The organism is Paenibacillus plantarum (assembly GCF_013141695.1).
GTDB lineage: Bacteria > Bacillota > Bacilli > Paenibacillales > NBRC-103111 > Paenibacillus_E > Paenibacillus_E plantarum.
In genome coordinates this window covers 1-19,933 of record NZ_WHNY01000063.1, presented here as the reverse complement: position 1 = coordinate 19,933, position 19,933 = coordinate 1, and the positions used below count along the sequence as shown (strand labels likewise).

Genomic DNA, 19,933 nt, shown 5'->3' with positions numbered 1-19,933 from the left:
GTACAAATGGGAGGTCGTTTGCATGAAAGTGCGTAAACAGGTAGCATTCGGCGTAATCGCCAGCTTGGTTGTATTAAGTGCTTGTTCGAAAGACGACGCTACGTCTACACCATCCGCATCTACGACAACCTCATCTGCGCCTGAAACAGCGGCAGCTACGAAATCCCCACCCATGACGCTGAACTGGTTAACTTTTGTACCGACCAACGATGTGTCATTGCCTGCTCCCGATAAGGATTACATTCGTCAAGCGATTGAGCAGAAGTTCAACGTTAAATTAAACATGGAGTACGGAGTCCCTGGTGAAGATCATAAGACCAAAATTAATTTAAAAATTTCATCTGGTGCAACACCTGATATGTTCCAAGCTGACGGAGCGCAAACAAATCAATTTATTATCGATAAAGCGGTCGCCGATCTAACTCCCTATGTGAACCCGCAAACGATGCCCAACTACTACAAGTGGGTAACCCCTGAAATTATTTCACGCTACCAAGTGCAAGAGGTCTTCATGCGTGCACCTGTCCCTTATGAGAAGCAGCTTTACCAATCGTATTATGTGCGTAAAGACTGGCTGGATAAGCTTGGCCTGAAAGTGCCAACGAATTATGACGAAATGATTAATGTCATGAAAGCATTCACGTTTAATGATCCAGACGGCAATGGAAAAAATGACACATACGGTTTCACGACAACCGGAAACGGTATTGGGGTTTCGAAACAATTTCCAGAATGGTATAAAAATGGACTAGGGATTGACCTCTGGTATGATCAAGCGAACGGTGAATATGTAGATCCGCAATCCGATATTCGGGCGGGGAAAGTGCTCGATGATATTCGTGCAACAATCGCTTTGAAAATCGTGGATCCGGACTGGTTTTTAGCTAAACCTGGGCAAGAGCTTGAGAAAGTAGAAGCTGGGAAAGCTGGGATTTTCCAAAGCTTGCTGCGTACGGCTGCCTTTGATAACGTAGCAACGAGTGTGAAGAAGAAGACCATTGATATCAGCGGCGTCAAAACAGCAGATTTCGTTCCGTTCCACATTATGCCGGATGCTGTTAACTATGCTGCATTGCCGGGCGTTCCGTTCTTGTTCGGAGCCAAAACACCGCCAGAAAAAATCAAAAAAAGCATTGAAATCATGGATTGGTTAGCTGGACCTGAAGGTTACTTGCTTTCTCACTATGGGAAAGAGGGCACCAATTACACGAAAAGCGGTAACACGATTACTTTAATTCCGGATGCGATTACGAAAGATAATCAAGCTAACGGTAATTTCTTCGATGTGTATAGTTCGATCTTCGCTTATGGTGTGCAAGATCCGAGTCCGATTGGTCTGACAGTTATCGATCCTCGTGAAACCGACCATGACCGAGCCATCGTAGAGAAACTGAAATCGTATAAGTATCCCGTACTTGGTACTAACGTAGCTCCGCCACCAGGCTTTGATATTGGTGCCTTCCGTACACAAATGCGGGCATATATGGTGAAGATCCTCTTTGAAGAGAAGGATGCAAGCAATTGGCCGAAATATCGGAAAGAACTGATGACCACGTACCACGGGAAAGAGATATTTGATAACTATGCGAAGACGATTTCGCAAGTGTTTAAAACGCCAGTTGTCTTTAAGTCAGAGAATCCGTAAATAAGAAGCTTGGTAAGTCAGTAAACCTTTGAACACATGTACGACATTCCGCGCGACTCCCGTGTACGCATAGTGAAAGCACGGGGGCCGTGCTGTGAATGTATATCTGATTATTCCTATTGAAATATAATAAATAATTCCTATATCAACACGAGAGAGGGTTTGGCATGATGAGTGAACAGTTAGCCATTCTCGGTGGATCCAAAATCAAAACAACACCTTACGGTACTGGCAAGCGATTTGGAGAGGAAGAGGTCAAAGAGCTTGTTGAAGCGCTTGAGCAAAACACGCTATTTTATCATTCAGGCCGCAAAGTGAAGCAGTTTCTGGAACGCTTTAATGCGTTATATGGTGTAACTTACAGTGTTGCAACTTCATCGGGTACAGGAGCACTTCATGTTGCGATCGGTTCTGCTGGCATAAGTGTTGGGGACGAAGTCATTACAAGTCCGATCACGGATGCGGGCTCTATTATTGGCATTTTGTATCAAAATGCGATTCCAGTATTTGCGGACTTGGATCCACATACGTACAACATGACGGCTGAATCGATTCGAGCACGTATCACACCGAAGACCAAGGCGATTATCGTCGTCCATTTAGCCGGCAATCCAGCAGATATGGATCCCATCATGGAACTTGCCCGTGAGCGTGGATTGATCGTTATTGAAGACTGTGCGCAAAGCTATTTGACGTATTATCAAGGTCGCTTGGTTGGTACGATCGGCGATTATGGCTGCTTTAGTACCAATGATTACAAGCATATTTCCACAGGGGATGGCGGCATCGTTACGGTCAATTCCCAATCAGAGGAAGATTATCAACGTACGCATGCTTTTGCAGATAAAAATTATGGTCGATTCGGCAATCTGGTACAACGGGAGATGCGTTTACTTGCTCCTAATTACCGGATGACAGAGCTTCAGGGGGCTGTGGGTATTGCCCAGCTGTCGAAATTAATTTGGATTTGTGACAAGCGCAGCCAGTACGGTGATCGCTTAACATACGGCATTAAAGACATCCCGGGAATCATTCCTCATCAAGTGACGACTGATGGGCGGTGCACGTATTGGTTTTATATGTTTACGATAGAACCTACCGTACTCACGTGTTCGAGGGATGAATTTGCAGAGGCGCTTCAAGCCGAAGGGATCGAATGCTCCGCTGGATATATTCCGCAACCGGTGTATATGCAGCCTATGTTTCAGAAACGGGAAGCGTATACAGGCAGTCATTTCCCTTTTGACCTCTCAGATATCGCATATGGCGAAGGCCTATGCCCTACGGCTGAACATATTTTAAAACAAGCCATCCGGGTGACTATCAACGAGTTTTATAACGAACAAGATATTGAAGATATGATTGCCGGCATACGCAAGGTGGCTGCTCATTACAGTGAGTCAGGCTTGGAAGTCGTGTAGGCGACAGCGGATGGAGGAATTCAAATGAAGATGGCCAAAGTCGGTGTGCTCGTTGAACATGAGGCAGCTGCTCGCAAATGGAGATATGGACTTAACGTATTTGAGAAATATGTGGAAGAAATTTTGCAACATGTTGGCATTTCATATACATCTGTCTCTAAGTTAGATGCGATGAGCTTACAAGCGTACGATATTCTCATTGTGGCTTGTTCTCAGGAGAGCGGAGCGAAATCTGAAATCTTGTGGTCGTATGTAGAGCAAGGCGGAACGCTTATTTCGTACGCGGGTATCAATGCATTGGCACTCCGACTCGGATACATCCAGACGGGTGATATAGGCGTCGGCTATGCAGACATAGAGCCAACTCGCTCAGGGCAACCGGAATCGCTGAGATTCTTGGCCGCCAACCCGTGGATAGAAGCTGGTGATGCAAGTTCAGAAGATGTTGTCCCTGTTGCTTGTCGATCTGTTGGGATGATTAAACAAGGACGTCCAGATGCTCTAAATTGTGGCCCAGCGCTTCAATCCTTTGATGTCGGACAGGGAAGCATTCATCGCTGGACAGTCAATATCCCGTTAACGGTTGTTCACATGCAGCAAGGTACCGGACCCGTTCTGGATGACGGCGTTCCAGCTGCCGATGGTAGCGCGAACGTCAATGAAGACATTTTAAAAGCAGATGATCGAATAGCCTTGGACTGGCATTTCGACCGAGTAGAAACGGATACTGGCGTTCCTTATTTTCCGTGGCCCTACGCTGATTATTGGCGAGAAGCTTTAGTCAGACATGTGTTGCAATGCGCAATTGATAAAGGGATGACGTTGCCATTCACTGGGTATTGGCCGGATGGGATCAGTCAAATCGTGACGATGTCCCACGACAGTGATTCGAATCAGGATGAACATGCTGTGGCGACATTAGAACTGCTAGAAGAATGCCAAATTCAAACAACGTGGTGCATGATTGAGCCCGGTTATAGTGCTCCTATCTATGAACAAGTAAAGCAGGCAGGACACGAGCTCGCCTTCCACTATAACTCCTTAGAGAAGGACAATGGTTTTTGGGACGAAGCGGAGTTTGACCGTCAGGTTAACTGGTTGAAGCAGGCTACAGGCTTGGAACACGTAACGACGAACAAAAACCATTACACCCGTGTGGAAGGTTGGGGCGAGTTATTTCAATGGCTGGAGAAAAATGAAATAGCGAGTGACCAAACCAGAGGACCGAGTAAAAAGGGGAATGTCGGTTTCTTATTCGGGACTTGTCTCCCGTATTATCCAATTGCCTGGTTTGACGAACAAAACCGTCTGTATCCCATCTTAGAGATCGGATTCTTGACGCAAGATCTGGACTTGGGACATCTCGCAGATAACAAGGTCATTGAGCCATTTCTGCAGCAAGCGCGGGAAGTGAATGGTGTTGCTCATTTTCTATTCCATCAGATCCACATTTATACAAGAGAAGAAGTTCGGGATGCCATTCGGATGCTCGTAGCCAAAGCAAGAGAGATGGGCTTCACATTCTGGAAGTCCAAGGAAATTCAAGATTGGACGCGTTTAAGAAGAGCCGTTCGTATCTTGGGATGCGAAGACAACGGAAGCATTCTTTTGGAGGCAAATGAAGCCATAGAAGGGCTTGTTATATGGGTGCCGATAGCGTCAACAGAGGAGTTTAAACCTGAAGAGGGGCATGAGAAGCAGTTTGGGATTCCGTGCCGCAAAGTCGTCTTGCGTACAAAACTAGAAACAAAAGTTCGAATTGAGTGAGGTGAGAACATGGAGAAGTTGACACTAGCTGTAGAAGGTGGGGTTCCTGTTCGAAAAGAGGGATTTCCGGCTTGGCCGATTTACGGGCAATTGGAGGAACAGCTCGTTCTTGACGTCATTCGTTCTGGCAAATGGGGAGGGACGGGTATTGTTCACTCACCCGAGTTTACCCCAAAGCTTCCTGAGATGGAGCGCCGCTTTGCGGATCTGCACGATGCGACTCATGCGATTAGCGTCGTAAATGGAACTGTTGCCATTACGGTTGCGTTGCAAGCTGCAGGGGTTAAACCTGGCGATGAGGTCATCGTACCGCCATATACATTTATTGCAACGGCGGCAGCTGCGCTAGCTTTCGGAGCTATTCCAGTGTTCGTTGATATTGAAGAAGATACACTTCTTCTCGATCCAGATCAGGTTGCTAGCGCCATTACATCGCGAACGAAGGCGATTATTCCCGTCCATTTAGCTGGTGCTCCAGCGAACATGAGCCGTATCAACGAGGTAGCTGCTCTGCATAAACTTCGCGTAATCGAAGATGCGGCCCAAGCTGTTGGAGCAAGCTGGGAAGGTCGACGTGTAGGGGCAATCGGTGATCTCGGGACGTTCAGTTTGCAATCCAGCAAAAACCTGAATAGTGGTGAAGGAGGCATTATTCTCACCAATAATCCGGAGTTGGCGGAAATCGCTTGGTCACTATGCAATGTCGGTCGCTCGCGAACAGGCGCTTGGTACCAGCACGATCGCATTGGTCAAAATTATCGCATGACGGAGCTGCAAGCGGCAATCGCGCTTGCTCAAATGAGCCGTTTGGAAGAGCAGATGCTCCTTAGAGAATCCAATGCAAAGCTGCTCACGGCTTTGCTTGGCCACATTGATGGCATCACAGTCGTGAAGACCGATCCACGCGTCACACGGCATGTGAATCATCTGTACATGTTCAAGCTCGATTCTGCGGTCACAGCGCGAATCGACAAGAACGACTTCATTCGCAAAGTTAATGCCGAAGGCATACCAATAAGTTATGGGTACGTACCACTTCATCGAAACGAAGCGATTGTGAATGCCACACGAGCATTGACGGGGGAAGACAGGTCATCTAAATGTCCGGTAAGTGAACGGCTAAGTGACAAAGAAGTATTATGGCTTTCTCAAAATGTCCTGCTCGCTGATGAGCAAGCCATGCATGACATTGCTGCAGCTATTCGCAAGGTAATTGAATCGTATTAATCATTGGGTTCACTAATCATGTGATTAGGAGAATGGTGTTTATGGAGTTAGAAGGTCAGATCCCCACTATTCAACTTGGCGTAAGTAAGGTGGATATTACACCCGAGTTTCCAATATCACTCGCTGGATTTGCAGTTCGCAGTGAACTTGGGGCATTCGAAGGTGTCTCACATCGATTGTTTGCTCGAATATTTGCGTTTGTGACAGGTGATAGGGATGGCGATAAGCGAGATGCCGTGCTCATCTCTGCGGACTTGCTTTGGTGGGGGAGCGATCGCGTACCTACTCTCAAACGGCGTATTCATGAACGCTTCGGTATAGCAGAAGATACCATTTTTTTGCATGGTACCCATACGCATTCTGGTCCGCAAACGAGCAGCTTGTTCACATCTTACTTAGGTGTCATGGATGAGAAATATATAGTTTCGTTGGAAAATCTTGTTATCGAGGGCATTGAAGCGGCGTTGCTGCAAGCGGAGCCTGTTCAAATCGAGCAAGGCACCGGTCATTCTCCGCTTGGGATAAATCGACGCGGCGTTGTAAAATCGCCTCCGGAAACGGAACCAGTAGATCATGAACTGCGTGTCATCCGTTTTCGCAAAGTGGACGGGAATACGAAGGGACTGCTTGTTCATTATGCTTGCCACCCTGTCATAACGCGAGATAATTTCGTTTCATCTGAATATATTGGCGTCGCTATGGAGGCTGTGGAGCAATTCATAGGAGAATGTACAGTTGCTGCCTTCCTGCAGGGAACTTGCGGTGACATTAATCCTGGTGATGGAGAGCGGGTTATTCGAGGGAATAACGAAGTGGTTATGCAAGTCGGTAAAGATTTTGCTGCATGCATAATTGAAACGCTAAATAAATCTATGGAGCGGATAACACCTTGCTCTTTGCAATGGGAAAAGTCAATTGTTGAGTTGCCGCTAGTTTCTCTGCCAGAGCGGAGGCAGCTTGAGATAACAGCCCAGTCATCAGGTGTTCTTGGCGAGTGGAGCAACCTTATGCTAGCGCGGTTGGAGAGATTGTCGCCAAGTATTCTATTAGAGCTATCCGTGCTGAACCTGGCAGACGGTCTCACGTTACTCGGTATGAATGCCGAAGTCGTGGTCGAATATGGGCTGTATATCAAGCAGTTATCGAAAGGAACCGTTCTGCCGATCGGGTACACGAATGGTATGTTTGGTTACATTCCAACCGCGCAGCAGTTAGTAGAAGGTGGCTATGAGACCCACGAATCCACCTTGTACTTTGCGATGGCTTCGTGCTTCGATCGTACCGTTGAGTCTACGGTGAAGGAAGCATTGTTAAACCTTTTGAGTTAAATACCAGGTGTGTATAACAGGTGTCTCTTCCAATTTTTTGGGGGCACCTGTTTTATGTATAAGTAGTCAACGGAAAAAAGACGTATGTTCAAACAAACGCAAAACGATACTTATTTAATAAGTCTGTTACTTAAATTGCTGTGGGTCTTTTTTTGCTAATAAAGTACAGGAAGGATATGGGAATAATTAAGAGAACTTTATAGGAGTGGATATCGCTTGATATCCAAAACGGATGTTACTTTAAGTAAAAGGGAGACATATTCATTGAAAAAAATAGTGCTTGGAATGGTTTTAGGTGCGGGAATTACTTTTTCTACTGCTGTATATGCTTCAGATGCTATTCAAGCAATGAAGTACCAGGTGGAGTTTCTTTTTAATGGGGTTACTAAACAATTGGATAGTGAGTACATCGTGTTGAACTATAATGGACATGCTTATGTGCCTATCCGTTTCGTAGCTGAAAGTATGAGAGCTCAAGTAGAGTTTAATGAGGCGGATAAACAAATATCCATAAAGCACGGCACTCCAACTGAGCAGTTGCAATCACGCATAGAGATGACTACCCTTCAATTATTGAAAACGACAGAGAACGGGGAACTGGATGAAACTAAAAAGCAAATCGAAGCGATAGCTCCAACCGAACTTAACTCGGTCTTTATTCAGATTTTTAAAATGGCTCATATGTTTCAAGGCAATCCGCACGTTGCCTATTTAGTAGAGCTATTGATACAAAAGCAAGTTGATCTCAATATCATTGATGAGTCCAATGGCTACACACCGCTGCATTATGCTGCAGAACGATCCATTGATCTAGTGGGAAGTCTTTTGGATGCTGGGGCCAAGGTGAATGTAAGTGCCAATGGAATGACACCGCTAATGCAGTTATCAAGTAAGAAACAGCTTGGTTTGGTTAATAAGATGCTTGCATTGGGGGCTGATCCAAATTTAGGCGGAGGGGCTCATCTTGCGGCCCTTCATCCTTTTGCCAATTCGGGATTGAACGATGAGAGCGTCCAAATTGTAAAAAATCTTATAGCCTATAAAGCTGATGTGAACGCTACTAACTCAGATGGCGAAACACCGCTGTTAGCAGCTGTAAGTATGACTATGCCACAATCTCGGCAAATTGTTCAGTTGCTGCTCGAGCACGGCGCAGATCCCAATCAAATAGTAAAAAGTAATTGGTCAGGGCTGTCACCTCTAATGAGGGCAGTTAATCCCTATGGCCGTGACTCTATTCAGGGCGTGTACACGATGGTCGAAATGTTGATTAAAGCCGATGCAGATGTCAATGCAGCCGATGAGAAGGGCAATACAGTGCTCTCTTACGCCGTGGAATTTAATCAAAATACCATAGAAGGAAACTTCGATGTAATCCGATTGTTGTTGAGAAAAGGAGCGAACCCACAGGCGAAAGACAAGAATGGTGTTACACCACTTGATAAAGCAAAGAACATTGTAGATGAAAAAATGAGGGATGAAATCGTTAAGCTTTTAGAATAAGTCATACAATCTGTTAATTAATTTTAATCTTTATATCTGGGGCATTTTTTAATGGTTTTTGAATTGCGTCCACAATAGCTGCGAAGATACTCGTTGCTAAAATACCCATTAGACATAAGGAAGTAGGACCCGCTGCATCATCACTAACTGTAACTTTAGCAAGCACCCTTAAGCTTACTATTCCTATGCAAATGAGGATAATAACTGCAAATGCACATTTCTTTATAATCTGCAAAGATTTAAAGGATAGTTCTGAGAAAGCATTATTCTTCTCGATGTAGGTTAATAGTTTATACGCTTGATACAACGCAACAGAAAACGCAAAACAGAATCCGTATGTACATACTAAAAAGGGGATCACGAAGTAAGCCGTATCTGGATGCACCCTTGCATCTTTAATGGCGATCTGAGGCAACCAGATACACAAAGCAAGCACAGCAATTCCAGCCAGAAAAATAATAACCTTTAAGAAAGTAGTTGAACCTCTTTTAACATTCATATCAGACACCTCACTTATTTAATGACAACATGATCTTATCATAGGTCTTATCGTTTTACAATAAATTTGTGTTGTTTATTATTATATTATTGTTGTTATTGAAGTGTTATTTTAATTTTCGAAAAAATAAAAAGCATTTCCTATTTCTAAGCAGTAGGCTATAGTTTGTAATAGAAATTGATTGGAAATCGGGGGAATTTAGGAGCAAATCACATGCGAAAGAACTGCAAATTGATCTTAGTTGAAGGTTTGTGCGGCACAGGCAAATCGACTTTAGCAGAAAAATTAAATGGTTATCTCGTTCAGCAAGGCATTCCCTCTCGATTCTATGATGAGGGAGCAATAGGACATCCGACGAGTTTGAATTGGTACGCATTCTTTCGCGAAAAGGAATATAAGGAACTTCTGATGAGGTATCCAGATATTGCTGATAAGATCCGTTCATGGGCCATTAATAATGGTATCAATTATCTGATTCCATATCGTGAATTCAAGGGAAATATCGAGTTGGCTGAGCTTTATGCAGAGTTGGAGTCCCGTGAGCTATGTTGGACGGATTCGCCTGTGGCAACGCTAGAAGAATTTACATTTTCGATTCAGCATCATTGGGCACATTTCGCTGAGCATGCCTCTAATTCAGATGAGGTATATGTGTTAGAAGCAGTTTTTTTTCAGCATCAGATTCATGATTTATTGGGTCATTATCAAGCAGTTGATCACCTGATCGAGGAGCATATTCAGGGAATCGTTGATCAGATAATTGCTTTGAATCCCATCGTGATGTATTTAACTCATCCGAATGTGAGGGAGCAGCAGGTTTGGATTTCTTCCATCCGTTCAAGACCAAATTTTGCCACAGAACAAAATATTAAGTTTATGGAAAACCGCAAGCGAATCGAATTGGGGCTGCTGGACATGATACCATTTCCAACCTATACATTTGAAAATGAAAACCTTGACTGGGAAGCAGTCTTTAATAGAATAGTGGAGGCCATACAGACGAGTAAGTAGATAATTCCATTCCAAAAATCCTAAGAAGCACTGCCGTGGGCAGTGCTTCTATTGATGACGAAAACAATTCGGAATAAGTCTGTGACTTTATCACTGATTTCCCTCAGTTTTTATGCTAAGATGTTACGAAAAAAGCATTTTTTAGGGAGCTGAATCTGTTGATTCTCGCTGAACATCTAGCACGAATCGTTTCAATATTTCCTAGTTTGATAGACATCTCCGAACAGGATTGGAATCATGAAGGCATAAAGGTCATTGAAATGGTACCCAATTATATCATTGAAGAAGGACATTTTCTGGAGCACGTCGTGTTGATTTTGGATGGCACAGTCAGAATGTATAAAATAAGCACGAGCGGTCGGGAAATCACGATGTACAGGATTCAGGGCGGAGAATGTTGTCCATTGATGACCTCAAGTATTTTAGGTGAGACGGGATATGAAGCAACAGCATGTGTTGAAACGGCTGGCTTGGTGCTGTTGATTCCCTCGGAGATTTTTCGCGAATGGGTGGATCGCTATCGGAATTTCCGACAATTCATCTTTAAATCATTTGCTAAACGGATTGTTATTATGTCCAATTTGCTGGACAGCGTCAACTTTAAATCCATTCGGGGACGAATTTCGGAATTCTTGATTCACATGACAGCTAAAAACGGTAACACCGATACTTTATATATCACCCATGACAGCTTATCAGTTGAGCTCGGCACAGCTAGAGAGGTAATCAGCAGAACGTTGAAAGGGCTTGAGAAGGAAGAAATTATTAAACTTACGCGTGGAAAGATTACGATTACAAATCGAGGGGCTCTTCAACGATATATTGAATTCAATTGAAACTTTATTGATAAATCAAACCACCCATTGGGTGGTTTTTTCATTTGATGTTTACTATGTGACAAAGTTACGGTTCAATTTCTTTAACCCTGATATCATCGTAATTGTGAGAACGATATAACAACAAGTTAGATCAAAAAAGGAGAGATATATCATGAAAAACGTTGGGGGGACAGACCGCGCCATCCGCATTATTTTAGGAATTGCCGCCTTATCTTTATTTTTTCTGCTTCCAGGCTATTGGAAATTAGTCGGACTGTTTGCCTTGCCACTTCTAATAACAGGTTTGGCACAGAAATGTGGTATCAATAAATTATTGGGTCGTAATACATGTAGGATTAGGTAAATAAAGCTCAAATATTGTATAGAAGGGGGCTGCATGATGCTGCCCCTTTTTTGTTTTATGATTATATAGTTCAATTGATGGTTATATTACCTCCGAATGGAGGTGGATGAGTATGGTGTTACAAAGGTTGATAAGTCCACTAATTATCATCGTGCTTGTTTGTAATCTCATTATTACTCAAATGGTTTCAGCAATAGATGGTGCCGAAGTTTTTGATATTCTCAAAGGTGAAATCACTCAAACAATTCCGAACTCCAATTCGTTGCAAAATCAAGTCAAAGAATGGCTGTCAGCCATAACTGGGATTGTAGAATCGATGCATATCGAACCAAGTGAAGGGATAGCCATAAAAATTCCGCTAACACCGCCTTACAAATTAACTTCAAATTGGATGAATGGAACCGTTACGGAAATCGTGTTGTTTATCAGCACGTCCGAAACGTACTATCCAACATTACTCATTTTCACCAAAGAAAATGGGTTTATTGGGGTTCATTTTGAAAGCAGTAGTTTGAGGTCTTTTCTCCAAGAATACAAGATTGATAATCCGAACCTAAACCTTATAACTGCGCCAATAAGTTGAATGTACGGGATCAGTTTATGAATATTTAAGATTTGCTTTAGAAGGAGTTAACTTCAATTGATTATCTTAGAGGTAAGAAGATATCAAGGGAGATTCTCACGCGATGAAAAACTTTACGATGACACAGAAAAAATGGATGCTGAGCTTACATATCTTATTCGCAGCCATCATGTTAGGGACAAGTGTGACGTTTCTCATTCTGAGCATTACCGTCGCGAGCACAAGTGATTCGGTGTTAATACTTTCGTGTTACAAAGCCATGCATGTATTAGCCGGTACTTCAGTACGAGTATCCGTGATCGGGACCATCGTGACTGGGGTGCTATTATCGCTGGGGACACACTGGGGTTTGGTAAAATACTATTGGATCATCGTCAAAGAAGTGCTTACGGTTGTCGCGGTTATCTTAGGTCCCATTGGTATGTACATTTGGACGTTGAAAGGAATATCCATGTTAACTGAAGTTGGAGGAGAGAGTGCGAACCAAGGTGCCTACGTTTCCAACATGCTATGGTTATTTATTGGCATAGGACTTCAGTTGTTCTCATTACTCGCGATGTATCTACTATCCGTGTTTAAACCGTGGGGGAAGCGAAGAACTAGTTAGTCCGTCTACTAAAAGGAAAAGCAGAGGATTGGAAGGGGAGCCCCTACTCTTATCCTCTGCTTTTTGGTGTAACCGATTAATCTGTAATATTTCTCGTATAGTATTCAATAATGTCCTTACGTCGAATGATACCTAGGAAAACGCGATCCTTATCTACAACGGGAACAAAGTTCTGGTCAGCAGCTAGTGCTAACATATCTTCCATATGTGCATCGATGGCGACGCACTCGTTATAAATTCGTTTTCGAATGTTGGCTACAGATACTTCATCCATGTTAACGAAGGACAGGCCGGGCGTGCACTTCAGTTTCCATAATAAATCTCCTTCGGATAAAGTGCCCACATATTTTCCTTCCTCATCGATAATCGGAATCGCTGTATAATGACAGGCTTCCAGCCGCTCCATCGCTTCTTTCATCGAAGCCAACGTCGTCAGGTAAGATACTTTATCTTTAGGTAGTAAAAACGATTTAATTTCCACTTTGTTTCGCTCCTTTTCATCCCGAATTACTTTCACTATTTAATTAAAACATAAATCCGACCAAAAAAGTGTACAATTGACCATTGTAATAAATGGAAATGGGAGAAAATTTGATTTTTTGTAACATTAGAGTCCTTCGATTTCAGTCAAATTATGGGTAATTAAATGCAAAAATGGGAAGGGGCTACCCAGAAGCAGTTGTTTCTACTTCGATGGACAACCCCGCATTGTCTTTCATATTTTGTTGAAGATCGCTAAATCAATTTACAAATGTATACTTAACTCTTTTCGAATTAATAAAGTAGGGTATCCAAATCAAACAAGTAATCAAGGATTTTACAATATTTCTACCCTGTTCATTCATAAACTCAGGTGTAGCTAGCTCTGCGATTGAATTCGAAATAAAATAGTAAATGACATTAAATCCGAAACTAACTAAATAGAAAAGAATGGCCAACGTTCTTACTCGCCTCATTTTTTTCCATCCGAGAAGCCTAAAACTATAGGGAACACAACATATAAAGAATAGGTAACAGTTTCATAAATGATAATTAATCCGTATTTCCAATCATCTTTATACAATTCGGTGATAAGTCCATCCGTGTAAATAGGTAATAACGTATTAATTATGTAGATCAATGCGTTCCCTAAGGTAAGTAACAAACCTATGGAAACAACATATAACCAACCTCCAAATCCGCGTAAATGAGCATGCTCGACTTGTGGCGGCTCATTTCCAGAGGTTATCAGATTCTCTGTTTTCAAAGCTAATTCATTATCCGGATTGACCATTAAGACACCTAATTTCTTCTCCAATTTTAGGGGGATTTACAAAACATGGATGTTTCAGAACTATTTTAAGTATTCGGCACATGTCATATTAATCCTCCATTCTAATTCGTAATAGCATTATGAATTTACTGAAAAATTGTAAATAAACTTCCAAAAATCGCATTTCACACAGAACATTCCTAAGTAGCTTACGTCTAATTGAATAGGTATGAGCCGAGGGATGAGATGTGAAAATGGCTGTTAGGTGCAATCCCATAGAATGAATATAACCATGAGGAGTGAGAAATGAATCTAATGACCCCAAAATATGTAGCGATCCTTATAAGTGTGTTGATCGTAGGTTTAGGGTGTGGTTATTCGATCGAAAGACTCACTATAAAGCCAGATACTGAGTTAACCATGGAACCAAATCCTTCTCCTAAAGTGGAGAGCATAGCTACGCCAAGCGTTGCACAGATAAGTGCCAATTTAATGGATAGAGACACCTTATTGCGCATATTATCAAGAGTTCATGATAGTACGGAAGGTTACGAATATACGGAAACGCAGTTAAAAGAGCTTCAAGCGAATCCCGAAAATAAAGAGTATAACAAGGTCCTGCAAACGTTTATCCAGTCCAGATTAAAGCAAGAAATCACTTCTTTTCAAATGATCAGTAAATCGGTAAATCCCCGTTCTGTTCTCCTAACAACTAGTGATCAACGTGCCTACATGGTCTATATGAAAAAAGATTATTCTCATGATGGTATCTGGCTCATAAGTGGTTTTATGGATTATATGCCACAAGAGAATCAAATTAATGAGATCTATACCTCGATTCCACTAGCAAGAGCATCTGGCGATGTAAAAGAGTGGGCACAAGCAGTACTGAAACAGCCAGAGTGGAGAAAAGAATTTCGCACATTCGGAGATCACACATATGCATTGATTAAGTCATCCTCGTCTTTTTCTGATTCGGTGGAGTTGGAGGAAGTCATGAATTCGGCCGGAGAAGTGTATATTTCCTACCAGTCGTATCAATATGCCGCGAATAGTAATTTGGATCTCATCAATGATTATTTGTTGTTAGAATTAAAAGGGCCAGGTATTAGGGACGTTATCTTTCAGAATACGTACTCCAATTTCCCTCTAGTAGGGGGTGATCTGAAATGAATGGAGTGTGAATCGTGAGGAGGAGAACACTTGAAGGCGGTTGTCTACAAGAAATATGGCAGTCCGAATGAACTGATTTATACAGAAGTGGAAAAGCCGCAGCCAAAAGATCATGAAGTATTAATTAACGTACATGCGGCATCCATTAATTCATGGGATTGGGATTTGCTGCGAGGTAGTCCGTTCCTAGTGCGAATAGGCGGCGTTCGTAAGCCCAAATTCGCCATACTCGGAGCAGATATTGCAGGGCGTGTTGAAGCGGTTGGCAAAGCAGTAAAGCAGTTTGTTCCTGGAGATGACGTATTCGGAGATATATCAGGCTGTAGTTGGGGCGGATTTGCGGAGTATGTGTGTGCGTCAGAATTGGCTTTGTCAAAGAAACCAGCCCATATAACCTTTGAAGATGCCGCGGCAATATCTCAAGCCGCAGTCCTCGCCTTGCAAGGTTTACGAGTCAGAGGACCTATACAGAAAGGCAAAAAGGTTTTAATCAATGGTGCAGGTGGCGGTGTTGGAACATTCGCGATTCAACTAGCCAAATTATTTGGAGCAGAAGTGACAGCGGTCGACAGTGCATTTAAGCTTCCAAAACTCCAAGCGCTTGGTGCGGACTACGTCATGGATTATAGAAAAGAGGATTACACCACAAGAGGGGAAACGTATGACTTTATTCTTGATGTCATGGGTAATCGGTCGATATTCGACTGTAAACGTGCCTTAAACGCAAGTGGTCAGTATGTGATGGTGGGAGGCACGATGCCTCGGATTTTTCAAATGATGTTCTTTGGACCCCTGATCTCATGGATAGGAACGAAGAGAATGGGGCTCTTAATGCACAAACCAAATTCTAAGGATCAAAATGAACTGAGGGCGCTTTGGGAGGCAGGCAAAATAGTACCTGTCATCGATCGCCAATATCCGTTAGCTCATGTTGGAGAAGCATTTAGCTATTTCGGTGAAGGGCAGCGCATCGGGAAAGTTATGATTCGTGTACGATGAAAAAAGCTGGTCTCAGTAGATATCTTACTTGAGATCAGCCTTTTCTGTTGGAATGCTACGTACGACGCATGTAAGCAATAACCGTAATCGGTGCAAAGATAGCCACAATGACGATAGCTCCGAAGAGTGAAATGGTTAGATCCCAGCCTACAGTACCTTGATTTGCGAGCTGACGAACGGCAGAGACGAGGTGTGAGATCGGATTGATTTTAACAAACCATTGAAGCCAGTTAGGCATCGTATCAACCGGTACGAACGCGTTTGACAGGAAGGTTAGAGGAAACAGGACTAGCATTGAGATCCCTTGAACACTGGATGCTGTGCGTGCAATGACGCCAAAGAAAGCGAAAATCCAGCTGATTGCCCATGAGCAGAAAATGACAAGCAAAGCAGCGATCGCAACATTGGCCAAGCCGCCTTCAGGTCGGTATCCCATGATGAATCCCATGGAGAACGTTAGTACCGTTGCAATGGTATACCGGATGGTATCGGCCAACAAGGCGCCAGCAAGCGGCGCTATACGTGCGATTGGCAGTGATTTGAATCGGTCGAAGACGCCTTTATCCATGTCCTCTCGCAGCTGAACGCCGGTCACGATGGAGGTCGTTATGACGGTCTGAACAAGAATACCTGGAATAATAACGGGTAAATAACTTACGACATCACCTGAGATGGCTCCACCGAAAATATAAGTAAACATCAGTGTGAATATGATTGGTTGAAGCGTAACATCGAACAATTGCTCTGGTGTACGTCGGATCTTCAGCAAACCCCGATAGGCCATAGTCAGGGAATTACGTAAGGACTGGCGGAAGCTTGTGTGGTTTTTTAGATGCCGTTCCGAAACGGGTTTAATCGATGTACTCATACTCTTGCCTCCTGTTTGTTACTTGTTGCAGTAGGTGTCTCTGCGTCGTTCTCTTGTACGCCATGACCTGTAATGGTTAAAAACACTTCATCCAACGTCGGCTTCTGTACACTCATCTCAGCTAAGTGAATGCCTGATTCACGCAGGGAGATAAGGAGATCCGTTACACGATCAGCATTTGCCATCGGAGCGGATATCTTACCAGAAACAACAGTTGAAACTACCTTGAGAACTTGCTCAACAGTTCTGCGAGCTTGTTCAATATCGGATGGATTTTGAACACTAAGCTGCAAGGATGAAGTACCGACAGAAGCTTTAAGTTCATCTACAGTTCCTTCGGCGACGACGCGCCCACGATCGATGACGGCGATTCGGTCAGCAAGTTGGTCTGCCTCTTCTAGGTATTGCGTTGTAAGCAATATCGTTGATCCGGTATCGACTAGTCGACGGATTGTATCCCACATCTGAGAACGTGTACGTGGATCTAACCCCGTCGTCGGTTCGTCTAAGAAGATGAGTGGAGGCTGCGCAATAAGACTCGCGGCGAGATCTAGACGACGTCTCATCCCACCAGAGAAATTCTTCAACGGACGCTTAGCAGCTTCGGTTAACCCGAATTCCTCGAGTAATTCCTCTGACTTTTGGCGTGCTTCTTTACGGCTTAGCCCGAGAAGTCGGGAGAAAATAATTAAGTTCTCCGTTGCACTTAACGATTCATCGACGGATGCGTATTGTCCGGTAACCCCGATCAATTGCCGAACGATCTGTGACTCTTTCACGACATCGTAGCCGAAGATTTTGGCTGAGCCCGCATCAGGTTTAAGAAGGGTTGCCAGCATATTGATTGTTGTCGTTTTCCCAGCACCATTCGGGCCTAGAACTCCATAAATCGTCCCTGCCTTCACATTCAAATTCACACCATCTACCGCGCGATTTTCTCCAAAAGTTTTGACAAGTCCTTGCGCTTCAACGGCCCAATCGCCTTGTTGCGCCAATCCTTTTCTTTGTAAAGAATCCAAAGTAATTCCTCCTAGATAACAATTGATGAGGTGATTGTAACTTACATATTTAAACTGAATGTAAACAAATGTATGTAACTAAGTTGTAACAGGAGAATTTATCTATAGTTATCCTTTCCTTCGAATTGGTAAATCCTAATGTGCTATGATGAATTCATGCAACACGCATGGTATAGGAGGATCTCAACATGTCATTAATCAATGTTACAAACTTAACGTTTGCCTATGATGGCAGCTACGATAACATATTTGAAGATGTTAATTTTCAAATTGATACCGATTGGAAATTAGGTTTTACAGGTAGAAATGGAAGAGGGAAGACAACTTTTCTTAACTTGTTGTTAGGTAAATACGAATACAGTGGACATATTTCTGCGAATGTCAGCTTTGAATATTTCCCATTTCAAGTTAACAACAGACAAGATCAAACGCTGGATATCATCAATACGATTGTGCCAGATTATCAACATTGGGAATTAATGCGCGAGCTCACCTTATTGAAGGTTTCGGAGGACGTGCTTTATCGACCCTTCGAGTCCTTGTCAAACGGTGAGCAAACGAAAGTATTGTTAGCTGCTTTATTTCTGAAGGAAAATAGCTTCTTGTTAATTGATGAACCCACCAATCATCTCGACATGAATGCAAGAAAGCTGGTCAGTGAGTATCTGAATACGAAGAGTGGCTATATCTTAGTGTCTCATGACAGATCATTTCTGGATCATTGTGTAGACCACATCCTATCCATTAATAAGACCAATATTGAAATTCAAAAGGGTAATTTCTCCGATTGGTGGGAAAATAAGCAAAGGCAAGATCATTATGAGCTCGCAGAGAATGAGAAACTGAGGAAGGATATCAAACGATTATCCGATGCGGCTAAACGAACGAGCAATTGGTCTCATGAAGTCGAGAAAACGAAGAATGGTACGAGAAATTCGGGTTCCAAGGTAGATAAGGGGTATATTGGTCACAAGTCTGCGAAAATGATGAAACGTTCTAAATCCATTGAGCAAAGACAAGAATCTGCCATCGACGAAAGGTCAAAGCTGCTCAAAAATATTGAAAGTGCGGAAGACCTCAAGATAACGCAGCTTGCCTATCACAAAAACCAACTTGCTGCACTAGAACATGTCTCGATACATTATGGCGAGAAAGTAGTATGCCAGGATGTCAGTTTTATGATCGAACAGGGTGAGCGGATTGCGCTATCAGGTAAAAATGGCTCTGGCAAATCAAGTATAATCAAGTTGCTATGTGGCGAGCATATCGACTATACAGGAACTTTTCGGAAGGGAAGCCAACTTCAAATATCCTATGTTTCCCAGGACACCTCGCATTTGTATGGTAATTTAAAGGACTACGCGAAGATCAATGGGATTGATGAGAGCCTGTTTAAGGCGATATTAAGGAAGCTGGATTTTGCTAGAGTTCAATTTGAAAAAGATATTTCTTCCTTTAGCGGCGGCCAAAAGAAGAAGGTGCTGATCGCCAAAAGCCTGAGCGAAAAAGTACATCTGCATATTTGGGATGAGCCGTTAAACTTTATTGATGTGATTTCGCGTATGCAGATCGAAGAGCTATTACTTGAACATGCACCAACGCTTCTATTTGTAGAGCATGACAGGAAATTCTGCGACAATGTAGCGACGAAGATTATTGAACTTTAAGGCAATTGAAGAAAAGCTAAGCTACGAAACGGAGCTTAGTTTTTTTGCTTTTACCGGAATCAGTCTGACATTTCCGAACTAAAACGAGGGTTCCTTGTATAAGAAGACCAATAGACCGATAATGCATAACTATTTAACCATTTTGCTGGTATGTGAGCTGCGTTGGTGGATTTAAGTGTGTA

At 43.0% G+C, this 19,933-nt stretch carries 20 protein-coding genes; 14 read left to right on the top strand and 6 right to left on the bottom strand.

The genetic code is table 11. The annotated features are described in order from the left end of the window. Positions 1-22 precede the first annotated feature (22 nt). The 6 genes from GC096_RS21100 to GC096_RS21075 all read left to right on the top strand — a co-directional run bounded on the left by GC096_RS21100 (position 23) and on the right by GC096_RS21075 (position 8,891). Entirely contained in the window at positions 23-1,645 is a 1,623-nt protein-coding gene (locus tag GC096_RS21100; protein WP_171632936.1) for a type 2 periplasmic-binding domain-containing protein, read from the top strand. Between the two features lie 167 nt (positions 1,646-1,812). Continuing rightward, a complete protein-coding gene (locus tag GC096_RS21095) occupies positions 1,813-3,066 on the top strand; it encodes a DegT/DnrJ/EryC1/StrS family aminotransferase (protein WP_312886314.1) in 1,254 nt (417 codons plus the stop codon). 24 nt (positions 3,067-3,090) lie between these two features. Beyond that, positions 3,091-4,833: a polysaccharide deacetylase family protein gene (locus tag GC096_RS21090; RefSeq protein WP_171632934.1), complete on the top strand. Its 1,743-nt coding sequence runs from the start codon at positions 3,091-3,093 to the stop codon at positions 4,831-4,833. A gap of 9 nt (positions 4,834-4,842) precedes the next feature. Next, on the top strand, positions 4,843-6,060 hold the full coding sequence (locus GC096_RS21085) for a DegT/DnrJ/EryC1/StrS family aminotransferase (RefSeq protein ID WP_171632931.1): 1,218 nt from the start codon (positions 4,843-4,845) through the stop codon (positions 6,058-6,060). Between the two features lie 41 nt (positions 6,061-6,101). Then, complete coding sequence (locus GC096_RS21080; RefSeq protein WP_171632929.1) at positions 6,102-7,388, top strand: neutral/alkaline non-lysosomal ceramidase N-terminal domain-containing protein; 1,287 nt, start codon at positions 6,102-6,104, stop codon at positions 7,386-7,388. Between the two features lie 264 nt (positions 7,389-7,652). Beyond that, a complete protein-coding gene (locus tag GC096_RS21075; RefSeq protein ID WP_171632928.1) occupies positions 7,653-8,891 on the top strand; it encodes an ankyrin repeat domain-containing protein in 1,239 nt (412 codons plus the stop codon). Between the two features lie 13 nt (positions 8,892-8,904). On the opposite strand, the gene GC096_RS21070 is transcribed toward GC096_RS21075, so the two are convergent. Next, entirely contained in the window at positions 8,905-9,390 is a 486-nt protein-coding gene (locus tag GC096_RS21070) for a DUF2975 domain-containing protein (RefSeq protein ID WP_171632926.1), read from the bottom strand. A gap of 213 nt (positions 9,391-9,603) precedes the next feature. On the opposite strand from GC096_RS21070, the gene GC096_RS21065 reads away from it, so the two are divergent. The 5 genes from GC096_RS21065 (at position 9,604) to GC096_RS21045 (ending at position 12,773) form a co-directional block, all read left to right on the top strand. Continuing rightward, a complete protein-coding gene (locus GC096_RS21065) occupies positions 9,604-10,401 on the top strand; it encodes a P-loop NTPase family protein (RefSeq protein ID WP_171632925.1) in 798 nt (265 codons plus the stop codon). A 158-nt stretch (positions 10,402-10,559) separates the two neighbouring features. Then, the gene (locus tag GC096_RS21060; protein WP_216626208.1) at positions 10,560-11,237 is read left to right on the top strand and encodes a Crp/Fnr family transcriptional regulator; all 678 of its coding nucleotides are present in this window, start codon (positions 10,560-10,562) and stop codon (positions 11,235-11,237) included. Between the two features lie 154 nt (positions 11,238-11,391). Then, positions 11,392-11,583, top strand: a complete 192-nt coding sequence (locus GC096_RS21055) for a YgaP family membrane protein (RefSeq protein WP_171632923.1) — start codon at positions 11,392-11,394, stop codon at positions 11,581-11,583. Positions 11,584-11,695: 112 nt separating this feature from the next. Beyond that, a complete protein-coding gene (locus GC096_RS21050) occupies positions 11,696-12,166 on the top strand; it encodes a hypothetical protein (RefSeq protein ID WP_171632921.1) in 471 nt (156 codons plus the stop codon). 103 nt (positions 12,167-12,269) lie between these two features. Further along, positions 12,270-12,773 carry a hypothetical protein gene (locus GC096_RS21045; protein WP_171632920.1) on the top strand — a complete coding sequence of 168 codons (504 nt, stop codon included), beginning with the start codon at positions 12,270-12,272 and terminating at the stop codon, positions 12,771-12,773. A 76-nt stretch (positions 12,774-12,849) separates the two neighbouring features. On the opposite strand, the gene GC096_RS21040 is transcribed toward GC096_RS21045, so the two are convergent. From GC096_RS21040 to GC096_RS21030, 3 genes are all read right to left on the bottom strand, one after another. Beyond that, positions 12,850-13,254, bottom strand: a complete 405-nt coding sequence (locus GC096_RS21040) for a CBS domain-containing protein (protein WP_171632919.1) — start codon at positions 13,252-13,254, stop codon at positions 12,850-12,852. A 259-nt stretch (positions 13,255-13,513) separates the two neighbouring features. Further along, positions 13,514-13,729, bottom strand: coding sequence for a DUF2569 family protein (locus tag GC096_RS39575; RefSeq protein ID WP_171632917.1), 216 nt, complete (start codon positions 13,727-13,729; stop codon positions 13,514-13,516). Further along, the gene (locus GC096_RS21030) at positions 13,726-14,046 is read right to left on the bottom strand and encodes a DUF2569 family protein (protein ID WP_171632916.1); all 321 of its coding nucleotides are present in this window, start codon (positions 14,044-14,046) and stop codon (positions 13,726-13,728) included. Before GC096_RS21030 ends, GC096_RS39575 begins: the two co-directional genes overlap by 4 nt. Positions 14,047-14,331: 285 nt before the next feature. Here GC096_RS21030 and GC096_RS21025 point away from each other — a divergent pair, with 285 nt between their 5' ends. Continuing rightward, positions 14,332-15,198 carry a hypothetical protein gene (locus GC096_RS21025; RefSeq protein WP_171632914.1) on the top strand — a complete coding sequence of 289 codons (867 nt, stop codon included), beginning with the start codon at positions 14,332-14,334 and terminating at the stop codon, positions 15,196-15,198. A gap of 30 nt (positions 15,199-15,228) precedes the next feature. Further along, positions 15,229-16,197, top strand: a complete 969-nt coding sequence (locus GC096_RS21020; protein ID WP_171632912.1) for an NAD(P)-dependent alcohol dehydrogenase — start codon at positions 15,229-15,231, stop codon at positions 16,195-16,197. Positions 16,198-16,252: 55 nt separating this feature from the next. Here the strand turns inward: GC096_RS21020 and GC096_RS21015 are convergent, their stop codons facing one another. Further along, on the bottom strand, positions 16,253-17,065 hold the full coding sequence (locus tag GC096_RS21015) for an ABC transporter permease (RefSeq protein ID WP_171632911.1): 813 nt from the start codon (positions 17,063-17,065) through the stop codon (positions 16,253-16,255). Next, on the bottom strand, positions 17,062-18,084 hold the full coding sequence (locus GC096_RS21010; RefSeq protein ID WP_246302868.1) for an ATP-binding cassette domain-containing protein: 1,023 nt from the start codon (positions 18,082-18,084) through the stop codon (positions 17,062-17,064). The genes GC096_RS21015 and GC096_RS21010 overlap by 4 nt, the downstream gene beginning before the upstream one ends. Before the next feature lie 188 nt (positions 18,085-18,272). On the opposite strand from GC096_RS21010, the gene GC096_RS21005 reads away from it, so the two are divergent. Next, positions 18,273-19,751, top strand: a complete 1,479-nt coding sequence (locus GC096_RS21005) for an Lsa family ABC-F type ribosomal protection protein (RefSeq protein ID WP_171632909.1) — start codon at positions 18,273-18,275, stop codon at positions 19,749-19,751. Positions 19,752-19,933: the final 182 nt, after the last annotated feature.

Bases quoted from the DNA above. Each gene is read 5' to 3' on its own strand.
- GC096_RS21080 (WP_171632929.1), top strand. From the start codon at position 6,102: ATGGAGTTAGAAGGTCAGATCCCCACTATTCAACTTGGCGTAAGTAAG.
- GC096_RS21015 (WP_171632911.1), bottom strand. From the start codon at position 17,065: ATGAGTACATCGATTAAACCCGTTTCGGAACGGCATCTAAAAAACCAC.
- GC096_RS21090 (WP_171632934.1), top strand. From the start codon at position 3,091: ATGAAGATGGCCAAAGTCGGTGTGCTCGTTGAACATGAGGCAGCTGCT.
- GC096_RS21070 (WP_171632926.1), bottom strand. From the start codon at position 9,390: ATGAATGTTAAAAGAGGTTCAACTACTTTCTTAAAGGTTATTATTTTT.
- GC096_RS39575 (WP_171632917.1), bottom strand. From the start codon at position 13,729: ATGAGGCGAGTAAGAACGTTGGCCATTCTTTTCTATTTAGTTAGTTTC.
- GC096_RS21005 (WP_171632909.1), top strand. From the start codon at position 18,273: ATGTCATTAATCAATGTTACAAACTTAACGTTTGCCTATGATGGCAGC.
- GC096_RS21095 (WP_312886314.1), top strand. From the start codon at position 1,813: ATGATGAGTGAACAGTTAGCCATTCTCGGTGGATCCAAAATCAAAACA.
- GC096_RS21055 (WP_171632923.1), top strand. From the start codon at position 11,392: ATGAAAAACGTTGGGGGGACAGACCGCGCCATCCGCATTATTTTAGGA.
- GC096_RS21085 (WP_171632931.1), top strand. From the start codon at position 4,843: ATGGAGAAGTTGACACTAGCTGTAGAAGGTGGGGTTCCTGTTCGAAAA.
- GC096_RS21025 (WP_171632914.1), top strand. From the start codon at position 14,332: ATGAATCTAATGACCCCAAAATATGTAGCGATCCTTATAAGTGTGTTG.
- GC096_RS21030 (WP_171632916.1), bottom strand. From the start codon at position 14,046: ATGGTCAATCCGGATAATGAATTAGCTTTGAAAACAGAGAATCTGATA.
- GC096_RS21065 (WP_171632925.1), top strand. From the start codon at position 9,604: ATGCGAAAGAACTGCAAATTGATCTTAGTTGAAGGTTTGTGCGGCACA.
- GC096_RS21050 (WP_171632921.1), top strand. From the start codon at position 11,696: ATGGTGTTACAAAGGTTGATAAGTCCACTAATTATCATCGTGCTTGTT.
- GC096_RS21100 (WP_171632936.1), top strand. From the start codon at position 23: ATGAAAGTGCGTAAACAGGTAGCATTCGGCGTAATCGCCAGCTTGGTT.
- GC096_RS21045 (WP_171632920.1), top strand. From the start codon at position 12,270: ATGAAAAACTTTACGATGACACAGAAAAAATGGATGCTGAGCTTACAT.